The organism is Curtobacterium sp. PhB170 (assembly GCF_003752345.1).
In the GTDB taxonomy this organism is placed as follows: Bacteria; Actinomycetota; Actinomycetes; order Actinomycetales; family Microbacteriaceae; genus Curtobacterium.
Map to the genome: position 1 here is coordinate 181,799 of NZ_RJUM01000008.1, position 21,244 is coordinate 203,042.

Sequence of the window (21,244 nt, forward strand, 5' to 3'; positions counted from 1 at the left end):
CGTGTGGGGTGCTCGTGCGGCGGGGTGTTCGTGCGTGTGGGGTGCTCGTGCGTTCGGGGTGTTCGTGCGTGTGGGTTGTTGGTGCGTTCGGGGTGCTCGGGAGCAGGCGCCGGGCCAGGTGATCGCTCGCGCTGACACGCCCGGCGCTGGTCGCCGAGGTTCCACGACTCGCCGCGTGTGGTTCGCCGAGGTTCCACGGACGGGCTGTGGGCGCCACGAGATGCCGAGATTTCGGAACCTCGGGGGAGGGGATGCGGGCGGGGTGGTTGTGTTTGTGTGGGTTTGTGGCTTATGGTTCCTGAAACCCACGGGAACGAAGGAGTTCGGGCATGTACGCAACCGAGCGGCACGACGCGATCGCAGCAGCGCTGCAGGACGCCGGCCGGGTGTCCGTCGCCGATCTGGCCGAGCACTTCGACGTCACCACCGAGACCGTGCGCCGTGACCTCGACACCCTCGAGTCCGCCGGGGTCCTGCGCCGCGTGCACGGGGGAGCGGTGCCGATCGGCCGCTCGAGCGTCGTCGAACTCTCCGTCGCCGAGCGCGAGGGGCAGCACGGTTCCGCGAAGTCCGAGATCGCCCGCGCCGCGATGCGCCTGGTGCCCTCGACCTTCACCGGCTCGATCGCGATCGACGCCGGCACCACCTGCGCCGCCGTCGCCGCTGAACTCGCACGCTGGGAACCCGCCACCGCCGGCGCGACCCTCACCGTCATCACGAACTCCGTCCCGATCGCCGCGACCCTGCAGCACAGCGAGCACGTCGAGCTGCACCTGCTCGGTGGCCGGGTGCGCGGGGTCACGAGCGCCGCCGTCGGGACCGCCACCGTCGAGCAGATCAGCGCCCTGCGGCCCGACATCGCGTTCGTCGGCACGAACGGTCTGTCCGCCGGCTTCGGGCTGAGCACCCCGGACGAGTACGAGGCCGCGGTCAAGGGCGCTTACGTCCTCGCCGCCCGCCGAGCCGTCGTGCTCGCCGACGCCGCGAAGCACGGGGTCGAGGCCCTGATGCGCTTCGCCCGGCTCGACGAGATCGACACCGTGGTCACCGACCAGGAGCCGCCGGCCGACCTCGCCGGCGCCCTGACCGACGCCGACGTCGAGGTCGTCGTCGCATGAGCCGCCGCATCGTCACCGTCACGCCGAACCCGAGCCTCGACCGCACCATCGAGCTCTCCGGCGAACTGCAGCGCGGCGCCGTCCAGCGCGCCACCCGCTCCACCGCGGAGCCCGGCGGCAAAGGCGTCAACGTGTCCCGGGTCGTGGTCGCGAGCGGTGGGGACACCATCGCCGTGCTGCCCGGCGACGAGCTCGACCCCGTGCTGCTCGGGCTCGCCACGCGCGGCATCCCGACCGCCGCCCTGCCGATCGGTGCGCCGCTCCGCTCGAACGTCACCGTGACCGAGCCGACCGGCACCACCACGAAGCTCAACGAGCCCGGTCCCTCGCTCGCCGGTCGGCTGGACGACCTGGCCGACCTGGTCGCCGACACTGCTGCGGCGACCGCCACCGGACCCGCCGCCCGCTGGGTGGTCTTCGCCGGATCGCTCCCGCCCGGACTCCCCGATGACGCGCTCGCCGTGCTCGTCCGCGCCGTCCGTGCACGCCACGGCGAGGACGTCCGGATCGCGGTCGACTCGTCCGGCGTCCCGTTCACCGCACTGCTGCAGTCCGGCGAGCGGATCGACCTGGTCAAGCCGAACGCCGAGGAGCTCGCCGAGGTCGTCGGCGGCGACCCGGACACCTACGAGCAGGACCTCGACGCCGCCGTCGCCGCCGCAGAGCGGTTGCGCGACCGGAACGTCGGCTCGGTCCTGCTGACCCTCGGCAGCGCCGGCGCCGTGCTGGTGTCGGACGAGGGTGCCTTCGCCGCCGCAGCGCCGCGGATCGTCGCCCGCTCCACCGTCGGCGCGGGGGACTCCTCGCTCGCGGGCTACCTGCTCGCCGAGGTGGCCGGAGCGTCCCCCGAGCAGCGCCTCGCCCAGGCCGTCGCGACCGGAGCCGCCGCCGCAGCCCTGCCCGGCAGCGACGTGCCGGCCCTCGACCACACCGACCCGACGGCGATCTCGGTCCGGGTGCTCACGACGCACTCGGCACCCGAGCCCGCCTGACCCCGCCCGAACACCCCACTCCCCGAACACCTGCACGACCCGCGCGATCAGCGCCATTGCGAAGGAGCAAGCACATGTCCGCAGACTCGAGTCCGCGCCTCATCAGCGCCCAGCTCGTCGGCCTCGACGAGGACCTCGGTGCCACCTCGGCCGACGTCATCCGCGTCCTCGCCGACCGCGTCGCCGCGACCGGCCGCGCCGCCGACGGCCGGGTCCTGGCCGAGGACGCCATCAAGCGCGAGGCCAGCGTCGGCACCGGCGTGCCCGGTGGCATCGCGATCCCGCACGCCCGTTCGGCATCGGTGTCCGAGCCGACCCTGGCGTTCGCGCGTCTCGCCCGGAAGGTGTCGTTCGGCGCCCCGGACGGCGACGCCGACATCGTGTTCATGATCGCCGTGCCCGAAGGGGCCGACAAGGACCACCTGACGGTCCTCTCGACCCTGGCCCGTGCGCTCATCCGCGACGACTTCACCGCCGCCCTGCGCGCCGCAGCCACCCCGGACGAGATCGTCCAGCTCGTCGACCGCGAGGTGAGCGGCGAGGTGTCCGAAGCCGGCGTCGGGAAGGCGAGCAGCGCCTCCAGTCCGACCGCCGCACCCGTGCCGGGCCGCAAGGTCTTCGTCGGCGTCACCGCCTGCCCGACCGGCATCGCGCACACCTACATGGCGGCCGACGCCCTCGTCGCCGCGGCGCAGCGCGCCGGCGCCGAGATGCACGTCGAGACCCAGGGGTCCTCGCAGGTCGAGCCCCTCGACCCCGCCCTCATCGCCCGCGCCGACGCCGTCGTGTTCGCGGTCGACGTCGACGTCCGCGACCGCGGTCGCTTCGCCGGCAAGCCGCTCGTCTCGGGCCCCGTCAAGCGCGGCGTCGACGAGCCCGACAAGATGATCGCCGAGGCCATCCGCGCCTCGGACGACCCGAACGCCGCACGCGTCCAGGGTGGCGCAGCCGTCGACGGTGCGTCCACCGCCAAGAACGAGCACTTCGGCCAGGCGCTCAAGCGCTGGCTGCTCACCGGTGTCAGCTACATGATCCCGTTCGTCGCGGGCGGCGGACTCCTCATCGCGCTCGGCTTCCTGCTCTCCGGCTACGGCATCGCGCTCGCGCACGGTGACTCCGGTCAGAACAACGCCGTCTACACGCTGACGAACTACACGCTGCTGAACCTGCCGCCGGAGGGCCTGGCCTATTACCTCGGTGCCGCCGCGTTCCAGATCGGTGGGATCTCCCTCGGCTTCCTGGTCGCAGCACTCGCCGGGTACATCGCCTACGCGATGGCCGACCGACCCGGCATCGCGCCCGGCTTCGTCGCCGGATCCGTCGCCGTCTTCATGAACGCCGGCTTCCTCGGCGGTCTCGTCGGCGGTCTGCTCGCCGGTGCCGCCGCGTACTGGATCGGTCGCATCCCGACCTGGCGCTGGCTGCGTGGCCTGATGCCCGTCGTGATCATCCCGCTGATCGCCTCGATCGTGGCGTCCGGTCTGCTCCTGCTCGTGCTCGGCGGCCCGATCGCCTGGCTGATGACGCAGCTCACGACCTGGCTCAACTCACTCAACGGCACCTCGGTGATCCTGCTCGGCATCATCCTCGGCCTCATGATGGCGTTCGACCTCGGCGGTCCGGTCAACAAGGTCGCCTACGCGTTCGCCGTGGCCGGGCTCGGAGCGGGCTCCGCGACGAACGTCGTGCCGTTCGAGATCATGGCAGCGGTCATGGGCGCCGGCATGGTCCCGCCGCTGGCCCTGGCACTCGCCTCGACCGTGCTCTACCGCAAGGGCTTCACCAAGCCCGAGCGGGAGAACGGCAAGGCCGCGTGGCTGCTCGGCGCCTCGTTCATCTCCGAGGGTGCGATCCCGTTCGCCGCGGCCGACCCGCTGCGGGTCATCCCGGCCTCGATGGTCGGCGCCGCGGTCACGGGAGCGATCTCGATGGCCGCCGGTGTGACCTCGCGCGCACCGCACGGCGGGGTGTTCGTGTTCTTCGCGATCGACTCGTTCGTGGTCTGGGTGCTCGCGATCCTGGCCGGCACGGTCGTCTCCGCGCTCGTGCTCGTCGGGCTGAAGAAGTGGGTCCGGAAGGCGCCGGCGGCGGACGCCGCCGTGTCGGAGACCGCGGGCGACCGCGTGGCCGTCGCCGTGTAGTCGACGTCACCACCTGACGGACGGGAGGCCCGGTGCCAGCTGGCACCGGGCCTCCCGTCCGTTCGTGGTCGCGACCACCCCGTGAGGTTCCGAGATCTCGGAACCTCGCGGGCCTGCGGGGCCGTTCGTGGAACCTCGGCGGAAGTGAGCGGCGAGTCGTGGAACCTCGGCGCGGCGCGCGAGCGTGCGCGCGAGGCCCCGCCCCGCGCGTGCCCGCCCCCCTACTCCGCGATGTTGGCTGTGACCGCGTCGATGTAGGCGGCGCGGTCCTCGCGCGAGTGCGGCCGCCCCGGGACACCCGGACGCTGCTCCCACGGGAAGGGCCCGGCCTCGTGCCGGTACTCGATGCCCATCGCCTCGAGCCGCGCGGTGTGCTCGGCGAGCCGCCCGCGGAACTCGGCGACGTCGCGCGGCCCGGTGACGTCCGCCGACCAGAGGGCCTCGGCCAGGGCGGCCACCCGCGGGAACAGCTGGTAGTCGAGCTTCCGGGCGGTGTCGACGTGTTCCGTCCACATGTTGCCCTGGCCGCCGATGACGTGGGCGCGCTCGGACTCGGTCAGGCCGGACGGCACCGGGTCGAAGCCGAAGACGTCGTCGACCGTCAGCACGATGGACACCGGGATCGGCTCGGTCGCCAGGTCGCTCTGGCGGTAGTCGAGGTAGGCCTGGTCGTCGGGCGACGAGATGACGTCGTGTCCGCGCTTCGCCGCCGTCCGGGCGCCGGTCAGACCGCGCCACGACACGATGGTCGCCGAGGGGTCGAGCGTGCCGCCCTCGAGGATCTCGTCCCAGCCGAACGCCTGCCGCCCGTGCGAGGCGACGTGCGCTGCGAGCTGCCCGATGATCCAGGCCTGCAGCTGCTCTTCGTCCTCGAGTCCGAGCGAACGCATGCGCTCCTGCGTGCGGGGGTCCTCGACCCACTGCACCTTCGGGCACTCGTCGCCGCCGATGCCGATGTAGCGCGAGGGGAAGAGCGCGATGACCTCGTCGAGGACGTCCTTGAAGAAGTCGACGGTGCTGTCGTCGGCGTTCAGGACGTCGTCGGCGATGCCCCACTCGGTCCAGACCTCCACCGGCGTCTCGGGGTGCACGCCGAGCGACGGGTAGGCGGCCAACGCGGCACGGACGTGTCCGGGCGTCTCGATCTCGGGGACGACGGTGACGAACCGGTCTGCCGCGTAGGCGACGATCTCGCGGATGTCGTCCTGCGTGTAGTAGCCGCCGTGCGGGCGGCCGTCGAACGATGCCGGGCGCAGCACGCCGTCGGCGTCGGGGACGTGTGCGCCCACCTGGGACTCGCGACGCCACGACCCGACCTCGGTCAGGCGCGGGTACTTCCGGATCTCGATGCGCCAGCCCTGGTCCTCGGTGAGGTGGAAGTGCAGCCGGTTGATCCGGTGCGCCGCGAGCTGGTCGACGACGCGCATGACCTCGTGCTTGGTGCGGAAGTGCCGGGCGACGTCGAGCATGACGCCGCGCCAGGCGAAGGCGGGCGCGTCCTCGACGATGGTGGACGGGACGGACCAGGGCCCGGTGCCGACGCGGCCGCTGCGGTACACATCGGCGGGCAGGAGTTGGAGGAGTGCCTGGACGCCGTAGAAGACGCCGGCGGCCGAGCCGCCTGCGACGTCCACGCCGTCGGGGGTGACGGTCAGGCGGAAGGACTCGGCGCGCTCGCCCTCGGGCGACGGCGGGCCGGCGGGCAGGGAGGGATCGTCGGTGACGCGCAGCGAGATGACGCCCGCCCGGACCGACACGTCGGCGGAGGCCGCCCCGTCTTCCGCTGCGTCGCGGACCGGCTGGCCGGTCGACGCCCGGAGCGTCTGCTGCAGGTACAGTCGGACCGATCCGCTCGCTGCGTCGGCTGCGATGCGGGTCGACGGGGTGATCTCGAAGGCGCCGGTGCCGGGGACGGCGCGGCGCGGTCGTGGGATGAGCATGTCGGAGTCCACCATTCCTCAATGATCTTTCGTAATGTGGAGGCTATGGCCGTGGACGAGACCGTGTCAACGATCCCGAGTGTCGTCGGGACGACGCCGGGCGTGCTCCGACTCATGAACTCCCGCGCCATCCTCGACGAGCTCCTGCGCGACGACGTGTCGCGCACGGTCACCGAGCTCAGCCGCACCGTCGGGCTCTCCCGCCCCACGGTCGAGGCGGCGCTCGGAGACCTGGTCGACGAGGGCTGGGTGACCGAGGCCGAAGCGATCGCCACCCCGAACAAGGCCGGCCGCCGCGCCAAGCGCTTCGCCGCGGACGCCACCGCCGGTTCCGTGCTCGGCGTCGACCTCGGACTGCACGGCATCGTCGGCATCCGCGCCGACCTGCGCGGGAACACCCTCACCCGGGTCGAGGAGCGCTACGCCGACCTCGCCGACGCGGAGCAGGCCTGGACGAGCGTGCAGGACGTCGTCCGCCGCCTGACGGCCGACTCCGAGGCGTCCCCGGTCCTCGCCGCCACGTTCGGTGTCCCCGCCGTCGTCGACCGCGCCGGCGAGATCGACTACACGGTCGCGGTGCCCGAGTGGGTCGAGCGCCGCGTGCCCGGCCGGATCCAGGACCTCTTCCCCGGCATCGCGACGTTCTTCGACAACGACGCCAAGCTCGCCGCCACCGCCGAGGCGATGTGGGGGCGCTTCAGAGGCGTCCAGGACGGCCTGTACCTGGTGATGGGCCGGCAGATCGGTGCGGCCTACGTCATCGACGGGGCGTTGGCGCGCGGGGCGCGCGGTGCGGCTGGCGAGATGGGCGGCCTTGCCTCGACCGGGTGGCCCGGTGCGCCGGCCCGCCTGGAGGCCCGGATCACGTCCGACACGGACCTCGAATCGGTCTTCGCCGCGGCCGGGCGCGGGGGCGCTGGGCCGGGTCTCGTCGGCGATGGCGTTCCGGATCCGGCGGCGGTCGACGTCGTCCGTGCCTTCGCGGACGACGTGGCACCGGGCGTCGTGCAGCTCGTCACGACGATCGACCCCGAGGTCGTGGTCGTCGGGGGCGAGGTCCTGCCGGCGGCGCCGGTGTTCGCCGAGGCGCTCGCCGCGGTGGTCACGCCCCGGCTCCGGCACCCCGTCGAGATCGTGCCGTCGACGGTGGGTCGCGACGCCGTCGCCCGCGGTGCCCTCGCGCGGTCGCTGACGCACGTGCGGACCTCGCACATGGGACTCGGCTGACGTTCAGGTACCGCGCCGGGTCCTGACAGGGCGCTCAGGGATGCTGGGGGCATGACGACTGCCGTGACCGCCCGTGCCATGACCGTCGCCACCGGCGACTCCACCGCTCCCTCGGACCTCGGCGGACTCTCCGGCCTCGTGCTCCAGATCATCGACGCCCTGGGGGAGTGGGGCGTCGCGCTCATGCTCTTCATCGAGACGGTGTTCCCGCCGATCCCGTCCGAGGTCATCCTGCCGCTGGCCGGGTTCCTGGCGGGTGCCGGGCAGATGAACCTCGTGCTCGTCCTCGTGCTGGCGACGCTCGGGTCCTACCTCGGGGCGCTGGTGCTCTACTGGCTCGGCGCGAAGATCGGGTTCGAGCGCACCACACGGTGGTTCGGCAAGCTCCCCCTGGTCGACGAGGACGACTTCCGCAAGGCCGCCGCGTGGTTCCACCGGCACGGCAAGAGCGCGGTGTTCTTCGGCCGGTTCGTCCCGATCGTGCGCAGCCTCATCTCCCTGCCCGCGGGCGCCGACCGCATGCACCTCGGCACGTTCTCGGTGTTCACGATCATCGCGAGCGGCATCTGGAACAGCGCCCTCGTGCTGCTCGGTGCCGCGTTCGGCTCGCAGTACGACCGCGTCGAGCAGTACACCGAGTGGATCGACCGGGTGCTCTACGTCGCGATCGCCGTCGTCGTGGTGACGTTCGTGGTCCGGCGGATCCGACGGTGGCGGGCAGACCGTCGTGCGGACGGTGGCGGCAACGGCGACGGTGCCGCGAGCGGGGGCGCACGAGGTCGTCGTCGCGCCGAGCCCGCCCGCGACTGAGTCGCTGGTCGTCAGGCCTTGGTCAGCGCCGACTCCTTGTGCGCGGCCTGCTTGCCGCTCTTCTCCGACTCGACGATCCAGTACGGATCGTCGTCGGTCGGCTTGAACGTCTGACCGTCGAACTCGAAGTCGCTCGTGCGCTTCCGCACGAGTTTCCCGGTCGTCTTCCCTTGCGAGGTGTTCCAGTGCACCTCGTCACCCTTCGTCAGTGCCATCGCTGTCCTCCTTGCGTGATCGCTCACCCTGGTCGGAGGTCGAACGGTACCCTGATGCATCCGCATGAACACAGGGAAGTACGCCGATCACGATGTCATAACACCCGCCCAAAACGGGAGTCGGACGCGTACCGTTTCTCGTGAGCCAACACGCCGGCAGCAGCCGCGGAACCTGCGGCTCCCGACGGAACGACGGACACCATGACCCTGCTCGACGGCTTGCGGACGGAGACGGTCCTGTCGGGCCGGTACCGGCTGGTGAAGCTCATCGGCACGGGTGGCATGGGGACCGTCTACGAAGCCCGCGACGAGCACACCTACCGCGCCGTCGCCGTGAAGCTCTTCGCGACGCCGGACAAGATGACGACGGCCGACCGCGTCCGGCAGGAGCGCGAGATCCGGCTCCTCAGCATGCTGTCGCACCCCGGGCTCATCCCGCTCTACGACGCCGGCACGCACGACTTCCCCGACGGCCCGCACCGGTTCATCGTGATGGAGCTCATCGCCGACACGACGCTGCTGCGCCGGTTGTCCGAGGGGGCCCTGCACAACTACGAGGTGGCCGACCTCGGCGCCCAGCTCGCCGATGCCCTGGCCTACGTGCACTCCCGCGGCATCGTGCACCGCGACGTCAAGCCCGCCAACATCCTGATCAGCGACGAGGGGTCGTCCGGCTTCGCCCGGACCGTGAAGCTCACCGACTTCGGTGTCGCGCACTTCGTCGACGGCTCCCGCCTGACGAACGACGGCACGATCATCGGCACGGCGGCGTACCTGAGCCCCGAGCAGGTCGCCGGTGAACCGATCAGCTTCGCCACCGACGTGTACTCGCTCGGACTGGTGCTGCTCGAGTCCCTGACCGGCAAGCAGGAGTACTCGGGCACCCTGATCGAGGCGGCACTGGCCCGCCTGCGGCACGACCCCGAGATCCCGGACGACGTCGCCTCGGAGTGGCGCGAACTGCTCAGCCGGATGACCGCCCGCGACCCAGAGCGTCGTCCGACCGCGGTGGCGATCGCGAACGCCCTGCGGGGCGGTTCCACGCAGGTCACCGGCCCGGTACCGCTCGGACCCGAGCGGGTCAAGCACCAGCGCGACCACCGGATGCACCGGGCGGCCCACCGGCACGCGAAGCGCGGCACCTTCTCGGCCGTCCGCCGCTGGCGTCGGCGGAACGTGCTCGTGGGCTCGTTCGCGGCGTTCGGCGTGCTGGTCGCGTGCGGCTCCGCCTACGTCGCGGGCATGCTGCACTGACGTCGCCCGCGCGTCCCGTTCGTCCGTGGTCCCTGGCAGGATGGACAGCATGACCGACCAGCGCTGGATCAAGATCTGCGGCCTGTCGACGCCCGACACCGTGGACGCCGCCGTCGACGCGGGCGCCGACGCGGTCGGGTTCGTCTTCGCCGCCAACAGCCCCCGCACCGTGACGGCCGACCTGGCGAAGGAACTCGTCGAACGGCTGCCGGACGGCATCGACGCCGTGGGGGTCTTCCGCGACCAGAAGATCGACGAGATCGTCGGCATCGCGTCCGAGGTCGGGCTCACCACCCTGCAGCTGCACGGTGGCGAGGCCGCGACCGACTTCGCCCGGGCCCGCGACGCCGGCTTCTTCACCATCCGGGCCCTCGCGGCCGAGGACTACCTGCGCGAGACCTCCGAGCAGCGCGCCTCGTACGACCACGACCTGCTGTTGCTCGACGCCGCCGTGCCGGGCAGCGGTCGGCTGATCGACCCCGCCGTGATCGAGGGCGGGATCGACGAGGCCTGGATCCTGGCGGGTGGGCTCACCCCCGCCAACGTCGTCGCCGCGGTCGAGGCGCTCGACCCCGACGGCGTCGACGTGTCGAGCGGCGTCGAGTCGGAGCGCGGGGTCAAGGACCCGGCGAAGATCCGCGCCTTCGTCGAGGCCGTCCGCAGCCTGGGCTGAGCGCGCGCCCGCGGCTCTCGACGCGGGGCGACGACGGCCTGGAGGCGCGGGGCGGGCCCGCAACGGGCCTCCCGTCCGCCGTGCGACCGTCTCAGGTCCGGAAGACGCCGGCGTGTCCGGATGACGCCGCCACGTGCGCGAGACGCCGCCGAGATCGGAGGCGTCTCGGCGGCGCTGCGGCGTCTTGGCGAGACGCCGGCGTCTCGCGCGGGGTCAGTGTGGGGTCAGCGCAGAGTCGGGATGAGCTCGGTCAGGAAAGCGTCGGTGTCCTCCCAGCCCTCGACCGCGTGGCACGGCACACCGAGGGCCTTCACCGGGTAGTCGTTGCCCTCGGGGTCGAGCCGGTCGCCGACGAAGAGCATGTCGTCGAGCGCGATGCCGGTGATCTCGGCGAGACGCTGCATGCCGTACGCCTTGTCGATGCCCTTGCGGGTGATGTCGACGCTGGTCGAGCCGCCGGATCGGACCTCGAGGTCAGGGAGCTCCGCCTGCACCCGGCGACGCAGGTCGTCCTTCTTCGCGCCGGTCGGGTCCCACTGCTTCTTGACGTCGACCGGAGCGGCCTGGCCGAGCGCGGAGAAGGTGATCTGCGACCCGCGGTCCTCGAGGATGTCACCCCAGGTCTCGGACTCCCAGTAGCCGGCGTCCTTCGCGACGGACTCGACCGCTGCGAGGGCGCGTGCCTTCTGGTCGTCGGTGAGGTCCTCGGCGTACTGCAGGGCCCAGTCGTCGTCGGACCAGCGGTAGTACCGCGTGCCGCAGGTCGGCAGCAGGTGCAGGTCGTCGAGGGTCAGGCCGTCGCGGTGACGGAGCGGGGTGACGAGCTGCTGCTCGAACTGCGTGAAGTTGCCGCCGGAGATGACCGCGACCGGCACGACCTCGAGCAGGGACGCGAAGGTCTCGAGCATGCGGGGGTCGAGGGAGGACTTCGACGGGGCGAGGGTGTCGTCCAGGTCGAAGGCGACGAGGCGGGGCGTGGTCATGCCCCGATCCTGCCAGAGGCCACCGATCACATGCCGGGTGCTGGGTTCACCGCACGCGACTGCTGCGCGAAGTCTGCGGGGTCACGCGGGTCAGGCGCGGTGCGTCGCGGGGACCCGGTCGCGGTCGTACGTGATGTCCGTGTAGCCGTGCGGTGCCGGGTTGCCGTCGTCGTCGAGGTTCACGAACACGACCTCGTCGATGGTGAGGATGCTGCGGTGCGTGAAGAGGTTCCGCGCCTCGGCCCGCATCGTGAGCGAGCTGCGGCCGAAGCGGGTGGCGACGAGGCCGATCTCGACGATGTCGCCCTCCTTCGCCGAGGACACGAACTCGATCTCCGACATGTACTTCGTGACGACCTTGCCGTTGCCGAGCTGGATGATCGCGTAGACCGCGGCCTCCTCGTCGATCCAGCGGAGCAGGCTGCCGCCGAACAGGGTGCCGTTGGCGTTGAGGTCCTCGGGGCGGACCCACTTGCGGGTGTAGAAGTTCATCTCGGGCTGCATGTCACTACATACTACGCGGCGGCGGCGGCGGAGGCGACAGCGGCCGCGCCCCACAGGGACGCGGCCGGACGATGGTGCCGAGGACTACTCCTTGACGAGCACGACCTCGTCGAGGGGCAGGCGGGTGCGCGGTGCGACCTCGCGCTCAGCCGCCTTCTCGTCGAGCTGCGACGGGTGCGCGACGGTGCCGATGGCCGTCACGGTGAAGGGCAGGAAGCGCTCCGGCAGGTCGAACGCGGCGCGGAGGCCGGCGGCGTCGATGCCCGCCATCTGGTGCACGTGCAGGCCCTCGGCGTGCGCCTGGACGGTGAGGGCGGCGAGCGACTGGCCGAGGTCGTACTGCGCGAAGGGACGCTCGTCGCCGTCCTCGGTCACGGTCTCGAGCACGCCGACGACGAGGGCGCTGGCGCGGAAGGCCCAGGCGGCGTTGAAGCCGAGCAGGTTCTCGTTGATCTTGCGGAAGGTCTCGGTGCCACGACGGCCCGCGATGAAGCGGCGGGGCTGGAAGTTCATGGCCGACGCAGCCCAGCGGGCGGCCTCGAGGACGGCGTCGAACTGCTCGTCCGAGATCGTCGCGGTCTCGTCGTAGGAACGGGGGCTCCAGCGCTCTTCGAGCAGGGGCACGAGGGGCTGGCTGGAGTCGGTGGACCGGGTGAGGGTGTCGGCGTTCGTCGAGGTCATGGTGCCTGCAACGGTATTCGATGCGAACGCATTTCCGACCTGAGCGACGTCACATGGTGCAAGGATGGACGCGATGGGTGGCGTGTTGACCGGCTTCGCGATCATCGGCGCGATCATCGCCGGTGGGTACGTCGTCGGGCGCATCGGACTGCTCGGCCCGCACGCGCAGTTCGTGATGAGTCGCCTCGCGTTCTTCGTGCTCATGCCCTGCCTGCTCTTCCACACCATCGCCTCGGCCGACATCGAGTCGCTGCTGTCCCCGATGCTCTGGGTCTCGCTGCTGAGCGCGGCCGTCGTCGCACTCGGAGCGGCGGCCGTCTTCCGGTTCGTGCTGCGGCGACCGGTCACCACCACGACGGTCGGGGCCCTGGCCGCGAGCTACGTCAACGCGAACAACATCGGCCTGCCGGTCGCCGTCTACGTGCTCGGGCAGGCGACCGCGGTCGTGCCGGTGATCCTGCTGCAGCTCATCGTCATCGCGCCGGTCGCGTTGACGATCCTCGACGCCGCGACCTCGGGCGCCGGCGGCTGGGGACGCCGGATCTCCGGGCCGTTCCGGAACCCGATCATCATCGCCTCGCTGGTCGGCCTGGTGTTCTCGGCGACCGGCATCACGCTGCCCGACCCCGTACTCGAGCCGTTCTCGCTGGTCGGCGCGGCTGCTGTGCCCGTCGTCCTGCTGTCGTTCGGGATGAGCCTGCACGGTGCCGCGCCGCTGCGGGACCCAGCGATCCGCACGGACGTGATCGTGGCGTCGTCGATCAAGCTCGTGGTGATGCCGGCGGTCGCGTACGTGTTCGCACGGTTCGTGTTCGGGCTCGGCGACCAGGACGTCTTCGTGCTCACGACCCTGGCGGCGTTGCCGGCGGCGCAGAACGTGTTCAACTACGCGCAGCGCTACGACGCGGCGGTCCCGGTGGCCCGCGACGTGGTGCTCATCTCGACGATCGGCTCGGTCCCCGTCCTGGTCGCGATCGCCGCGCTGCTGCACCCCTAGCGCGCCCTCGGTGTTCGAGACGCCGTCGTGTTGCGAGCACGCCGGCGCGCAGCTGCTCCTGCGTGACGCCGTCGTGCTGCCCAGACGCCTCGTCGTCGCCGAGACGCCGCCGAATTCGGCGGCGTCTCGCGCGCAGGCGGGCGTCGAGCGGAGACGCCGGCGTGCCACGCGCCCTGGGCGCACCGCGAGGCGGACGGGAGGCCCGTGGCGGGGGCGCACCGTGCCTCCCGTCCGCCGTGGGGTCGCGTGCACCGCGGATGGTGAGCAGGAATGGTCGGGTCGCGGTCACCGACTCGACCATCGCCGCTCACGAAGCGCATCGGGGGCGCGCGTACGCTGGCGTCCACGGGGCGGACCCGCCTCGGGACCACGACGGACGGAGACCTCCGATGGACACGATGGCGATGATGAAGAACATGTCGATGGCGGACATGCCCATGGAGATGGACATGGACGTGATGCAGGACACGATGATGGCGATGAACGCCGCGTCGATGGCCGCGACGATGTGCTCCGCGAGCGACATGCGCATGGGCGGCGACATGGCCACGTGCGCCGCGATGTGCTCCAACACGGCGATGATGGCCGACACTGGCATGCGGATGATGATGCGTCCGGCCGGCATGGACCTGCCGAGCATGCAGGCGATGCTCCTGGCCGTGATGACGATGGGCACGATGTGCGCCGCCGAGTGCCGGCAGCACATGGACATGGACGAGTCGTGCCGCTACTGCGCCATGGCCTGCGACGAGATGGTCGCGAAGTGCGAGGCGATGCTCGCCTCGATGTCAGCCTGAGCCGACGGACTACTACGCGCTGCGTGCCGTGGTCTGACGACCGCCGGCACTGAGGATCTCCGCCACCGGGTGGTGGGCGATCGGGTCGCCGACCGACAGGAAGGTGTCGGCGTCCGCCACCCGGAGCTGGGTCACGCAGCCGTCCAGGAACACCACGACGGCGTCGGCGGGACGGGTCTCGACGACGATGCCGTCGCGCCAGGCGCCGGGGGCCGCGTTCGCCATGACGCGCTGGATGGGAAGGATCGTCGTGCGGGACATGGCTTCACCTGCTCTCGAAGGGGTTCGGTGCAGGAAATCTACGTCGGCGCTGTCACCTGCTCAACGAGGGCGGACGCCGGGCGTAACAGAAGTCAGAAGATCATCGGGCGGTCGTCGTCGAGCGACGTGTCCAGGTCGAGGTCGACCACCACGGGGACGTGGTCGCTCGGGGCGTCGCCCTTCCGCTCGTTGCGGTGGATCGAGGCGTCGGTGACGACGTCGGCGAAGGCCTGGGAGCCCATCACGAAGTCGATGCGCATGCCCTCGTTGCGCGGGAACCGCAGCTGCTTGTAGTCCCAGTAGGTGTAGCCGTCGGGGACGATCGGCCGGACGACGTCCTGCAGCCCCTTCGCCTCGAACGCCCGGAACGCGGCGCGCTCGGGTTCGCTGACGTGGGTGTTCCCCTCGAACACGCGCACGTCCCACACGTCGGTGTCGAGCGGTGCGACGTTCCAGTCGCCCATCAGCGCGAGCGGGGTCTCCGGCGACGCGGCGATCCACTCGGCGGTGCGGTCGGCCAGCTGCGCGAGCCAGTCGAGCTTGTACGTGTAGTGCGGGTCGCCGACCTCGCGCCCGTTCGGCACGTACAGGCTCCAGAGCCGCACGCCGTCGACGGTGACGCCGATGGCCCGGGCCTCGACGGGCAGGTCCGGCCCCTCGTGCCCCTTGAGGAAGCCGGGCTGGCCGGGGAAGTCGCGCGTCACGTCCTCCATCGGCAGCCGACTGGCGAACGCGACACCGTTCCACTGGTTCAGGCCGTGCGCCTCGACGTGGTAGCCGGCGTCCTCGAACGCCTGCACCGGGAACTGCTCCGGCTTGCACTTGATCTCCTGCATGCCGAGGACGTCGACGTCCTCGCGCACCAGCCAGTCGACGACCCGCCCCACTCGGGTGCGGACGGAGTTCACGTTCCAGGTCGCCACGCGCATGGCATCGAACCTACCGGGGACGACCGACCCCGCCGTGCAGCGCGCCGCCTGCCGCTCTCGGGCGCAGCGCGGCACGATGGTGTTCGCTGGAAGTCCAGCAAGCGAGCGCAGGAGGCACTGATGGCATCGACGACGAACCGCGTCGACGGGACCGCGACGACCGGCACCACCACCACGCAGGTCACGGCCAAGGGCAAGACGATCATCGACGACACCGTCGTCGCCAAGGTCGCGGGCATCGCCGCGCGTGACGTCCCCGGCGTCTACGCCCTCGGCGGGAACGCCTCGCGGGCCTTCGGCGCCATCCGCGACGCGATCGGCTCGAGCGCGCTCGGCCAGGGCGTCCGCGTCGAGGTCGGCGAGACCCAGGTCGCCGTCGACCTGACGATCGTCGTGGACTACCCGATCCCGATGATGGACGTCGCGTCCGCCGTGCGCGCCGCCGTCACGAGCGCCGTCACCGAGCTCGTCGGGCTCGAGGTCACCGAGGTCAACATCGCGATCAACGACGTCAACATCCCGGCACTGAACGGCACCGCCGACGACCTCGACGGCGACGTCCGCGAGGGCCGGGTCCGGTGAACGCCACCGTCGTCGGGATGGGCGTCGGCGCCCTCCTCGCGATCGTCGCGGTGACCCTCGGGTTCTGGGCGTTCGTGGTCGTCGCCGTCTGCATGGCCGTCGGCGGGCTGGTCGCCCGCATCGTCGCCGGTGACGTCGACGTGCGTCGCCTGGTCGACGTGCTGCGCGGACGCCGGAGCTCGTCGTGACCGACGCCGCCGTCGCCACGGTCGGCGACAGCGGCGACAGCGGCGTCCGGCTCCGCGGCTCCGACCGCATCGGCACGTCGGCGCTGGTGCACACCGCCCAGGCGGTCGCCGCCGAAGCGCTGCGCGTGGCCTTCCGGGAGGTCCGTGCCCGGGTCGCCGACGACGGTCGCGGCGCGTTGGCGGTCGAGATCACCGCCCCGCTCACCCTGCCCGTGCTGGGGAGCCACGCGGTCCTCGACGAACCCGTCGTCACGAGCGCGCACCGGGCCCGCGGCACGATCGCCGAGCGCCTCCGGACCATCACCGGCCGACAGGTGTCCCGGGTGACCGTGACGTTCGCGTCGTCGGTCGTCGACGTCCCTCGGAGGGTCCGGTGACCGCCGTGGACGACCGGACCGCATCGGTTCCCGAAGCCGGCCCCGCACCGTCGACCGACCACGCCGCCACCTACCGCCGTCTGCTCCGCCGCGAGACCCACGTGTCCCGGTCGGGTGCCGTCGTCATCGCGATGCTCATCACCCTCGTGCTCGCCGCCGCTGCCGTCTTCGCCGGTGCCCTCGTGCTGCTCGACCAGAACGTCCTCGGCGTCGACCCGCGCGCGGTGGTGGACGCCGCCCTCGCCGCGCCGGACGGCCTCGACACCACGCTCGTCGTCGGGATCGCGGCGATCGTCGCCCTCGTCGGTCTGGTGTTCCTGCTGCAGGGGCTCCTGCCGCAGCGGCGCCCGCGCCACGCGATGGCATCCGACCGGCTCGCCGTCGTGGTCGACGACGAGGTGCTCGCATCCGCCGCGGCACGTGCCGCCCGTTCCGTCACACGGCTCGGGCCGGACGCCGCCGTCGGCACCGTGGGCCGCCGGACCGTCGAGGTCGTGCTGCGTCCCGCTGCCGGCGTCGACGTGCCCGCCGTGGCCGCGACCGAGGCCGTCGAGCACGAGTTCGCCGCGATCGACGCGCTCCCCGCCCTCGCTGCACGGGTGCGCGTCCAGCCGACCGGACGGGTCGACGGATGAACACGACCAACCGTGGGCTCGGCCGGACGGCGCTCGTCGTCGTCGGGCTCGTCCTGCTCGTCGCCGGGGTCGGTGCGATCCTGGTGCAGACGGCCCAGGGCCTGCCGCTCGTGGCGTCCTGGTGGCGCACGGCCGATGACGTACTCGCGGGCTTCGGCACGGGCACGTCGCGCGATGACTCCCTGCTGTCGTGGACGTGGGTGCTCGGCGGCGGGGTCGTCGTCGGCGTCCTGGCGATCGTGGTGCTGACGACGCTCGGCGGGGGCCGCGAGGGCACCGTCGTCGAGAGCGACGGATCAGCCGACGGCGTCGCCGGTTCGGTGCGCGTCGAGTCCACGGCCGTGCAGCACGCGCTGTCGTCGGCGATCGGAGAGCTGCCGCAGGTGGCCTCGCTCGCGGTCGACGTCTACCGCGTCCGCGGCGGCCGGGCGATCCGGGTGCGGGTCCGTCCGCGCCGGGGTGCATCACCGCGCGAGGTCACCGAACGGGTCGAGGCCGTCGTGGCCGACCTGGACGCCCTGCTCGGCGAACGCCTGCCGGTCCTGCTCGAGATCGCACGCGGTGGGGCCGGGTCCTCGCGCCCGGACCGCGTGCACTAGGTCCGTCGTGGTGCGGTCGATCGGCGGGCTGCCGGGTCCGGACACCGTGGTGCCGGTGCCACGGGTGGTCACCGAGGCTGCCCGGGGCCGCGAGGTCGCACTGGTCTGGCACAACGAGATCGGTGGCACGACCTTCCGGATCGGACCGGACGAGCACGCCGACGAGTTCGTCAAGGTCCTGCCGCACGCCTACGGCCGGTGGATCGACAACGAGGCCGCGCGACTGGAGTGGGCGTCACGGTACGTGCGGGTGCCCGAGGTGCTCGACCACGGTGCGGATGACGACGGCGTGTGGCTGCGGACCCGTGCCGTCCCCGGGTGGAGTGCCGTCGACCCGCGCTGGCACGACGAACCCCGGACCGCGGTGATCGCGGTCGGCGAGGGGCTCCGAGCGTTCCACGACACCCTGCCGGTGGACGTCTGCCCCTTCGTGTGGTCGACCGTGGCGCGGCTCGACCGGGCCCGCGCGGCGGGTGCCGACACGGATCGTCTCGGGCCGGAGCCTCCCCGTGACCTGACGGTGGTGTGCCACGGGGACCCGTGCACGCCGAACACGCTCATCGGTGCCGACGGTCGGTGGAGCGGGCACGTCGACCTGGACGCCACGGGTGTCGCGGATCGATGGGCCGACCTGGCGGTGGCGACGATGGCGCTGGGGTGGAACTACGGTCCCGGGTGGGAGCCGCTGTTCCACGAGGCGTACGGGGTGCCCGAGGATCCGGAACGGACTGCCTGGTACCGCGCGCTCTGGAACGCCGACGTGGACGACGTCTGAGCGACCAGGGTGTGCCGTATCTGCAGTGTCAGATCTTGGGTGGGTTGATGATCGGGTCCTCCCACGAAGGAAAGGCGGGGTGGACGCCGGGGAGCGACTGGTCGGGGAAGTCGGCCAGGGAACGGCCGGCGACGGCTCGTCGGAGCTTGTGGCCGTCGTTGGTCCAGAACAGTTCGCTGTAGACCTCGAGGGTGTAGCGGCCGTTTTCCTGAGCGGTGTAGATGAGTTGCCAGCCGCCGCCGGTGTACCCCCAGAGCTCGTGGTCGCCGGTGATGTCGCGTTGCCCGATGGTCCAGCCCTGGTCGGTGAAGTAGTCGATCATCGGTTGCTGATCGCCTGTGGCGCCGGGCGGTGACCAGAGTCGTCCGCTGCGCACGTAGTAGCTGTTCTTCGTGTCCGCGCCCGGCAGTGGGGCGACGCCGTCCCCTCCGATCAGCGGCAGGTCGTCGCCGCCAGCCCACTCCCATTCGCCGTCGTGGACCTGCAGCTGCGCATCTTCGAGGAGTCGTTGCATGTGTTCGTAGTGGTCGCGGAAGGCGTCGAACTCTTGGTGCAGGGACATCTCCGCGACGTCGTCCTGGGTCAGGCCGGCTGCGTCGGTGGGCATCTGGTCTCCTCCTGCTGCGCACCCAGTCAGCAGTCCCAGGGAGAGGACTGCCGTCGTGATGGTGCGGAACATCGATTGCATGGTGTTCATCATGGCTTCCCGGTGGCGATGATCTTCGCGATCGTCCGCTGTGAAGTCGCATCGGGGGACAAGTAGCCGACACCCCCGGCTTCTGGGTACATGTCGTGGCCGGTGACCGCTTTCGTGCCCCGGGCGGATCCCGCACTGAACGTGTCCACGTCGGGCAGATCGCGGGGATCGCTGCGCCCGATCCGGCCGAGGATCGCGGTGTGGTCGTTGGCGCCTTCGGTGGCGTAGACCCGATCGACGTTCAAGTGCTCAGGTCTCGTGGTGTCGGCGAACCCGACCGATCCGTACGTGACGAACGAGTCCACGCGGTGCCGGTTCTGCGCGAGTGCCTCGGCCGCCGTGGTGGAGCCGTACGAGTGCCCGAGGACCGTGACAGATCGCGGCGCTGTGCCGCGGCTGTCGTGGATGCCGTCGAGGAACGACGCGAGGTTCGCCCCGCCAGCGTACGCACGGTCCTGGCGCGGGACCTCGATGACACCTGGGGCGCGGTACCCGAGCCAGGACACGACCGCGAAGGAGTCTTCCGCGGATCCTCTCTGCCCAGCCGCGAAGAGGAGCTCGTTGGCGGCGCGGACCTTCTCACCCATGCTGTCGAGCGTGGTCATCGCACCCGGCACGTTGACGGTCACGTTCGACGCCGTGTCCAGGTCGCCGAGCGCGACGGCGGCGACGAGCGCCCCGTTCGAGACGCCGAACCCGACGAGCTGCGCCACGGCCGTTGATGGTTTCCGGATACCCCGAGCCAAGTCGTCGGCGTCCCGCAGTCCGTCACGGAGCGCGATGACCTGCTCTCGGAACTCGTCGAGGCTGACCGCCCCGTAGGTGTACGCCAACCCCATCAGCCGGTACAGCCGCTCCGGATCCCGCGCGGCTGCGGAGAGGACTGCGCGAGATGCGATGTCGCGTTGCGCCGCCGGGACCCCGTCGAGTCCCGCGAACTGCAGCTGCGTCGCCAGCGGCAGCGCGCGGACGTCGGCGTCGGTGAAGCCGAGCGCGGCCCAGGCCGCTGCGACCTCTGCCGGTGTCAGGCAGGGATCGAGCAGCCGCTGCAGCCCTGACGGGAGTGTCGACGCCGCGGCAGCGTCGAGCGCGGTGTTCGCCAGGGAGCCCCCGCCGGCAGCGCTGAAGGCGTCTGCGATCCGGTCGACCGAGGACGCGTCCTCGGCGTTCTCGGCGAGGTAGTCGCCGAACCCGCCCGGCAGCGTGGCACCGTCGATGGGGACCCAGTTGCAGCGGCTCGTGAACGCGGTCCAGGCGTTGCGCACCCGGACCAGGTCCTGTTCCGTCGAGGCGTCCTGTGCTCGGGCGGTCGCGCTGAACTGCCGCAGCCTGGACGGATCAGCACTGCTGCGTCCGCCGGAGCGACCACCGCCGGTGCGCTGGCGGGCTTGGGCGCTGAAGGTCGCGGACACCGGGGACGGGCGCTTCGGTGTGCTCGACGGCTTCGGGTCGAAGACCGCACTGCTCCAGTCGAGTACGGGCTGCATCGGCACGCCGCCAGCGGTGCGCACGAGCTCACGGTCGGCCTCGCGCTGCCGCCACGAAGCCAGGTCGGCCAGGCGCTGCCGTTCCTCGTCCGCTTGCCGCTGGGCGATCCGAAGCTGGTCGACCATCGCCTCGAGCCCCTTCGCGAGCCGGATGCGGTCGGTCGACTCCGTCAGCCGTGCGGCCTCGAACAGGCGTGCGTATGCACCGTCGAAATCGAGCAGCGCAGCCTCGGCATTGCTCCGGCGCGGTGCGGCGCTGGCACGCAGGGTCATCGCCACCTCCGCCGCGCAGTCGACCAACCGCGATGCCGCTGCGTCGTCGAACTCGATCCCCATCGTCCCCCCACCATCCGAACTGACCGATGGGGGAAACGTAGCATTT

24 protein-coding genes are annotated in these 21,244 nt (G+C 71.5%); 15 read left to right on the plus strand and 9 right to left on the minus strand.

Going from position 1 to position 21,244, the window contains the following annotated elements; all coding sequences use genetic code 11:
- Positions 1-329: 329 nt before the first annotated feature.
- From EDF40_RS01400 to EDF40_RS01410, 3 genes are all read left to right on the plus strand, one after another.
- Entirely contained in the window at positions 330-1,118 is a 789-nt protein-coding gene (locus tag EDF40_RS01400; RefSeq protein WP_123340051.1) for a DeoR/GlpR family DNA-binding transcription regulator, read from the plus strand.
- Positions 1,115-2,110 (plus strand): 1-phosphofructokinase family hexose kinase, encoded by a 996-nt coding sequence (locus EDF40_RS01405; protein ID WP_123340052.1) that lies wholly within the window; start codon positions 1,115-1,117, stop codon positions 2,108-2,110. Before EDF40_RS01400 ends, EDF40_RS01405 begins: the two co-directional genes overlap by 4 nt.
- Positions 2,111-2,184: 74 nt before the next feature.
- Positions 2,185-4,251: a fructose-specific PTS transporter subunit EIIC gene (locus EDF40_RS01410; protein ID WP_123340053.1), complete on the plus strand. Its 2,067-nt coding sequence runs from the start codon at positions 2,185-2,187 to the stop codon at positions 4,249-4,251.
- 221 nt (positions 4,252-4,472) lie between these two features.
- On the opposite strand, the gene EDF40_RS01415 is transcribed toward EDF40_RS01410, so the two are convergent.
- On the minus strand, positions 4,473-6,206 hold the full coding sequence (locus EDF40_RS01415) for a beta-N-acetylhexosaminidase (protein ID WP_123340054.1): 1,734 nt from the start codon (positions 6,204-6,206) through the stop codon (positions 4,473-4,475).
- 36 nt (positions 6,207-6,242) lie between these two features.
- Here EDF40_RS01415 and EDF40_RS01420 point away from each other — a divergent pair, with 36 nt between their 5' ends.
- Positions 6,243-7,418 (plus strand): ROK family transcriptional regulator, encoded by a 1,176-nt coding sequence (locus EDF40_RS01420; protein ID WP_185002642.1) that lies wholly within the window; start codon positions 6,243-6,245, stop codon positions 7,416-7,418.
- Positions 7,419-7,469: 51 nt separating this feature from the next.
- Entirely contained in the window at positions 7,470-8,228 is a 759-nt protein-coding gene (locus EDF40_RS01425) for a DedA family protein (RefSeq protein WP_260213114.1), read from the plus strand.
- A gap of 11 nt (positions 8,229-8,239) precedes the next feature.
- On the opposite strand, the gene EDF40_RS01430 is transcribed toward EDF40_RS01425, so the two are convergent.
- Positions 8,240-8,443, minus strand: a complete 204-nt coding sequence (locus tag EDF40_RS01430; RefSeq protein ID WP_123293555.1) for a DUF2945 domain-containing protein — start codon at positions 8,441-8,443, stop codon at positions 8,240-8,242.
- A 201-nt stretch (positions 8,444-8,644) separates the two neighbouring features.
- On the opposite strand from EDF40_RS01430, the gene EDF40_RS01435 reads away from it, so the two are divergent.
- Together EDF40_RS01435 and EDF40_RS01440 are read left to right on the plus strand one after the other, a co-directional pair.
- Entirely contained in the window at positions 8,645-9,697 is a 1,053-nt protein-coding gene (locus tag EDF40_RS01435; protein WP_123293556.1) for a serine/threonine-protein kinase, read from the plus strand.
- A 49-nt stretch (positions 9,698-9,746) separates the two neighbouring features.
- On the plus strand, positions 9,747-10,370 hold the full coding sequence (locus EDF40_RS01440) for a phosphoribosylanthranilate isomerase (protein WP_123340056.1): 624 nt from the start codon (positions 9,747-9,749) through the stop codon (positions 10,368-10,370).
- A gap of 224 nt (positions 10,371-10,594) precedes the next feature.
- On the opposite strand, the gene EDF40_RS01445 is transcribed toward EDF40_RS01440, so the two are convergent.
- The 3 genes from EDF40_RS01445 to EDF40_RS01455 form a co-directional block, all read right to left on the minus strand.
- On the minus strand, positions 10,595-11,353 hold the full coding sequence (locus EDF40_RS01445; RefSeq protein WP_111086181.1) for an HAD-IIB family hydrolase: 759 nt from the start codon (positions 11,351-11,353) through the stop codon (positions 10,595-10,597).
- A 90-nt stretch (positions 11,354-11,443) separates the two neighbouring features.
- On the minus strand, positions 11,444-11,857 hold the full coding sequence (locus EDF40_RS01450) for an acyl-CoA thioesterase (RefSeq protein ID WP_111086180.1): 414 nt from the start codon (positions 11,855-11,857) through the stop codon (positions 11,444-11,446).
- 84 nt (positions 11,858-11,941) lie between these two features.
- The gene (locus EDF40_RS01455) at positions 11,942-12,538 is read right to left on the minus strand and encodes a nitroreductase family protein (RefSeq protein WP_111086179.1); all 597 of its coding nucleotides are present in this window, start codon (positions 12,536-12,538) and stop codon (positions 11,942-11,944) included.
- Between the two features lie 73 nt (positions 12,539-12,611).
- Here EDF40_RS01455 and EDF40_RS01460 point away from each other — a divergent pair, with 73 nt between their 5' ends.
- Both EDF40_RS01460 and EDF40_RS01465 read left to right on the plus strand, forming a co-directional pair.
- Positions 12,612-13,535, plus strand: a complete 924-nt coding sequence (locus tag EDF40_RS01460) for an AEC family transporter (RefSeq protein WP_111086178.1) — start codon at positions 12,612-12,614, stop codon at positions 13,533-13,535.
- A gap of 389 nt (positions 13,536-13,924) precedes the next feature.
- Positions 13,925-14,332 carry an aldehyde dehydrogenase gene (locus EDF40_RS01465; RefSeq protein ID WP_123340057.1) on the plus strand — a complete coding sequence of 136 codons (408 nt, stop codon included), beginning with the start codon at positions 13,925-13,927 and terminating at the stop codon, positions 14,330-14,332.
- 12 nt (positions 14,333-14,344) lie between these two features.
- On the opposite strand, the gene EDF40_RS01470 is transcribed toward EDF40_RS01465, so the two are convergent.
- Together EDF40_RS01470 and EDF40_RS01475 are read right to left on the minus strand one after the other, a co-directional pair.
- Positions 14,345-14,593 (minus strand): nuclease, encoded by a 249-nt coding sequence (locus tag EDF40_RS01470; RefSeq protein WP_123340058.1) that lies wholly within the window; start codon positions 14,591-14,593, stop codon positions 14,345-14,347.
- A 92-nt stretch (positions 14,594-14,685) separates the two neighbouring features.
- Positions 14,686-15,522, minus strand: a complete 837-nt coding sequence (locus tag EDF40_RS01475; protein ID WP_123340059.1) for an exodeoxyribonuclease III — start codon at positions 15,520-15,522, stop codon at positions 14,686-14,688.
- A 120-nt stretch (positions 15,523-15,642) separates the two neighbouring features.
- Here EDF40_RS01475 and EDF40_RS01480 point away from each other — a divergent pair, with 120 nt between their 5' ends.
- From EDF40_RS01480 to EDF40_RS01505, 6 genes are read left to right on the plus strand one after another with little or no spacing between them, the layout of a single operon-like run.
- Positions 15,643-16,104, plus strand: coding sequence for an Asp23/Gls24 family envelope stress response protein (locus EDF40_RS01480; protein WP_123340060.1), 462 nt, complete (start codon positions 15,643-15,645; stop codon positions 16,102-16,104).
- Positions 16,101-16,292 carry a DUF2273 domain-containing protein gene (locus EDF40_RS01485; protein ID WP_111086173.1) on the plus strand — a complete coding sequence of 64 codons (192 nt, stop codon included), beginning with the start codon at positions 16,101-16,103 and terminating at the stop codon, positions 16,290-16,292. The genes EDF40_RS01480 and EDF40_RS01485 overlap by 4 nt, the downstream gene beginning before the upstream one ends.
- Positions 16,289-16,669, plus strand: coding sequence for a hypothetical protein (locus EDF40_RS01490; protein ID WP_123340061.1), 381 nt, complete (start codon positions 16,289-16,291; stop codon positions 16,667-16,669). Before EDF40_RS01485 ends, EDF40_RS01490 begins: the two co-directional genes overlap by 4 nt.
- Positions 16,666-17,304: a hypothetical protein gene (locus EDF40_RS01495; RefSeq protein WP_123340062.1), complete on the plus strand. Its 639-nt coding sequence runs from the start codon at positions 16,666-16,668 to the stop codon at positions 17,302-17,304. Before EDF40_RS01490 ends, EDF40_RS01495 begins: the two co-directional genes overlap by 4 nt.
- Complete coding sequence (locus EDF40_RS01500) at positions 17,301-17,903, plus strand: hypothetical protein (RefSeq protein WP_123340063.1); 603 nt, start codon at positions 17,301-17,303, stop codon at positions 17,901-17,903. The genes EDF40_RS01495 and EDF40_RS01500 overlap by 4 nt, the downstream gene beginning before the upstream one ends.
- Before the next feature lie 7 nt (positions 17,904-17,910).
- Positions 17,911-18,678: an aminoglycoside 3'-phosphotransferase gene (locus EDF40_RS01505; protein ID WP_123340064.1), complete on the plus strand. Its 768-nt coding sequence runs from the start codon at positions 17,911-17,913 to the stop codon at positions 18,676-18,678.
- Between the two features lie 28 nt (positions 18,679-18,706).
- Here the strand turns inward: EDF40_RS01505 and EDF40_RS01510 are convergent, their stop codons facing one another.
- Together EDF40_RS01510 and EDF40_RS01515 are read right to left on the minus strand one after the other, a co-directional pair.
- On the minus strand, positions 18,707-19,285 hold the full coding sequence (locus tag EDF40_RS01510) for a hypothetical protein (RefSeq protein WP_148053846.1): 579 nt from the start codon (positions 19,283-19,285) through the stop codon (positions 18,707-18,709).
- An 89-nt stretch (positions 19,286-19,374) separates the two neighbouring features.
- Positions 19,375-21,198 (minus strand): alpha/beta hydrolase, encoded by a 1,824-nt coding sequence (locus EDF40_RS01515; RefSeq protein ID WP_123340066.1) that lies wholly within the window; start codon positions 21,196-21,198, stop codon positions 19,375-19,377.
- Positions 21,199-21,244: the final 46 nt, after the last annotated feature.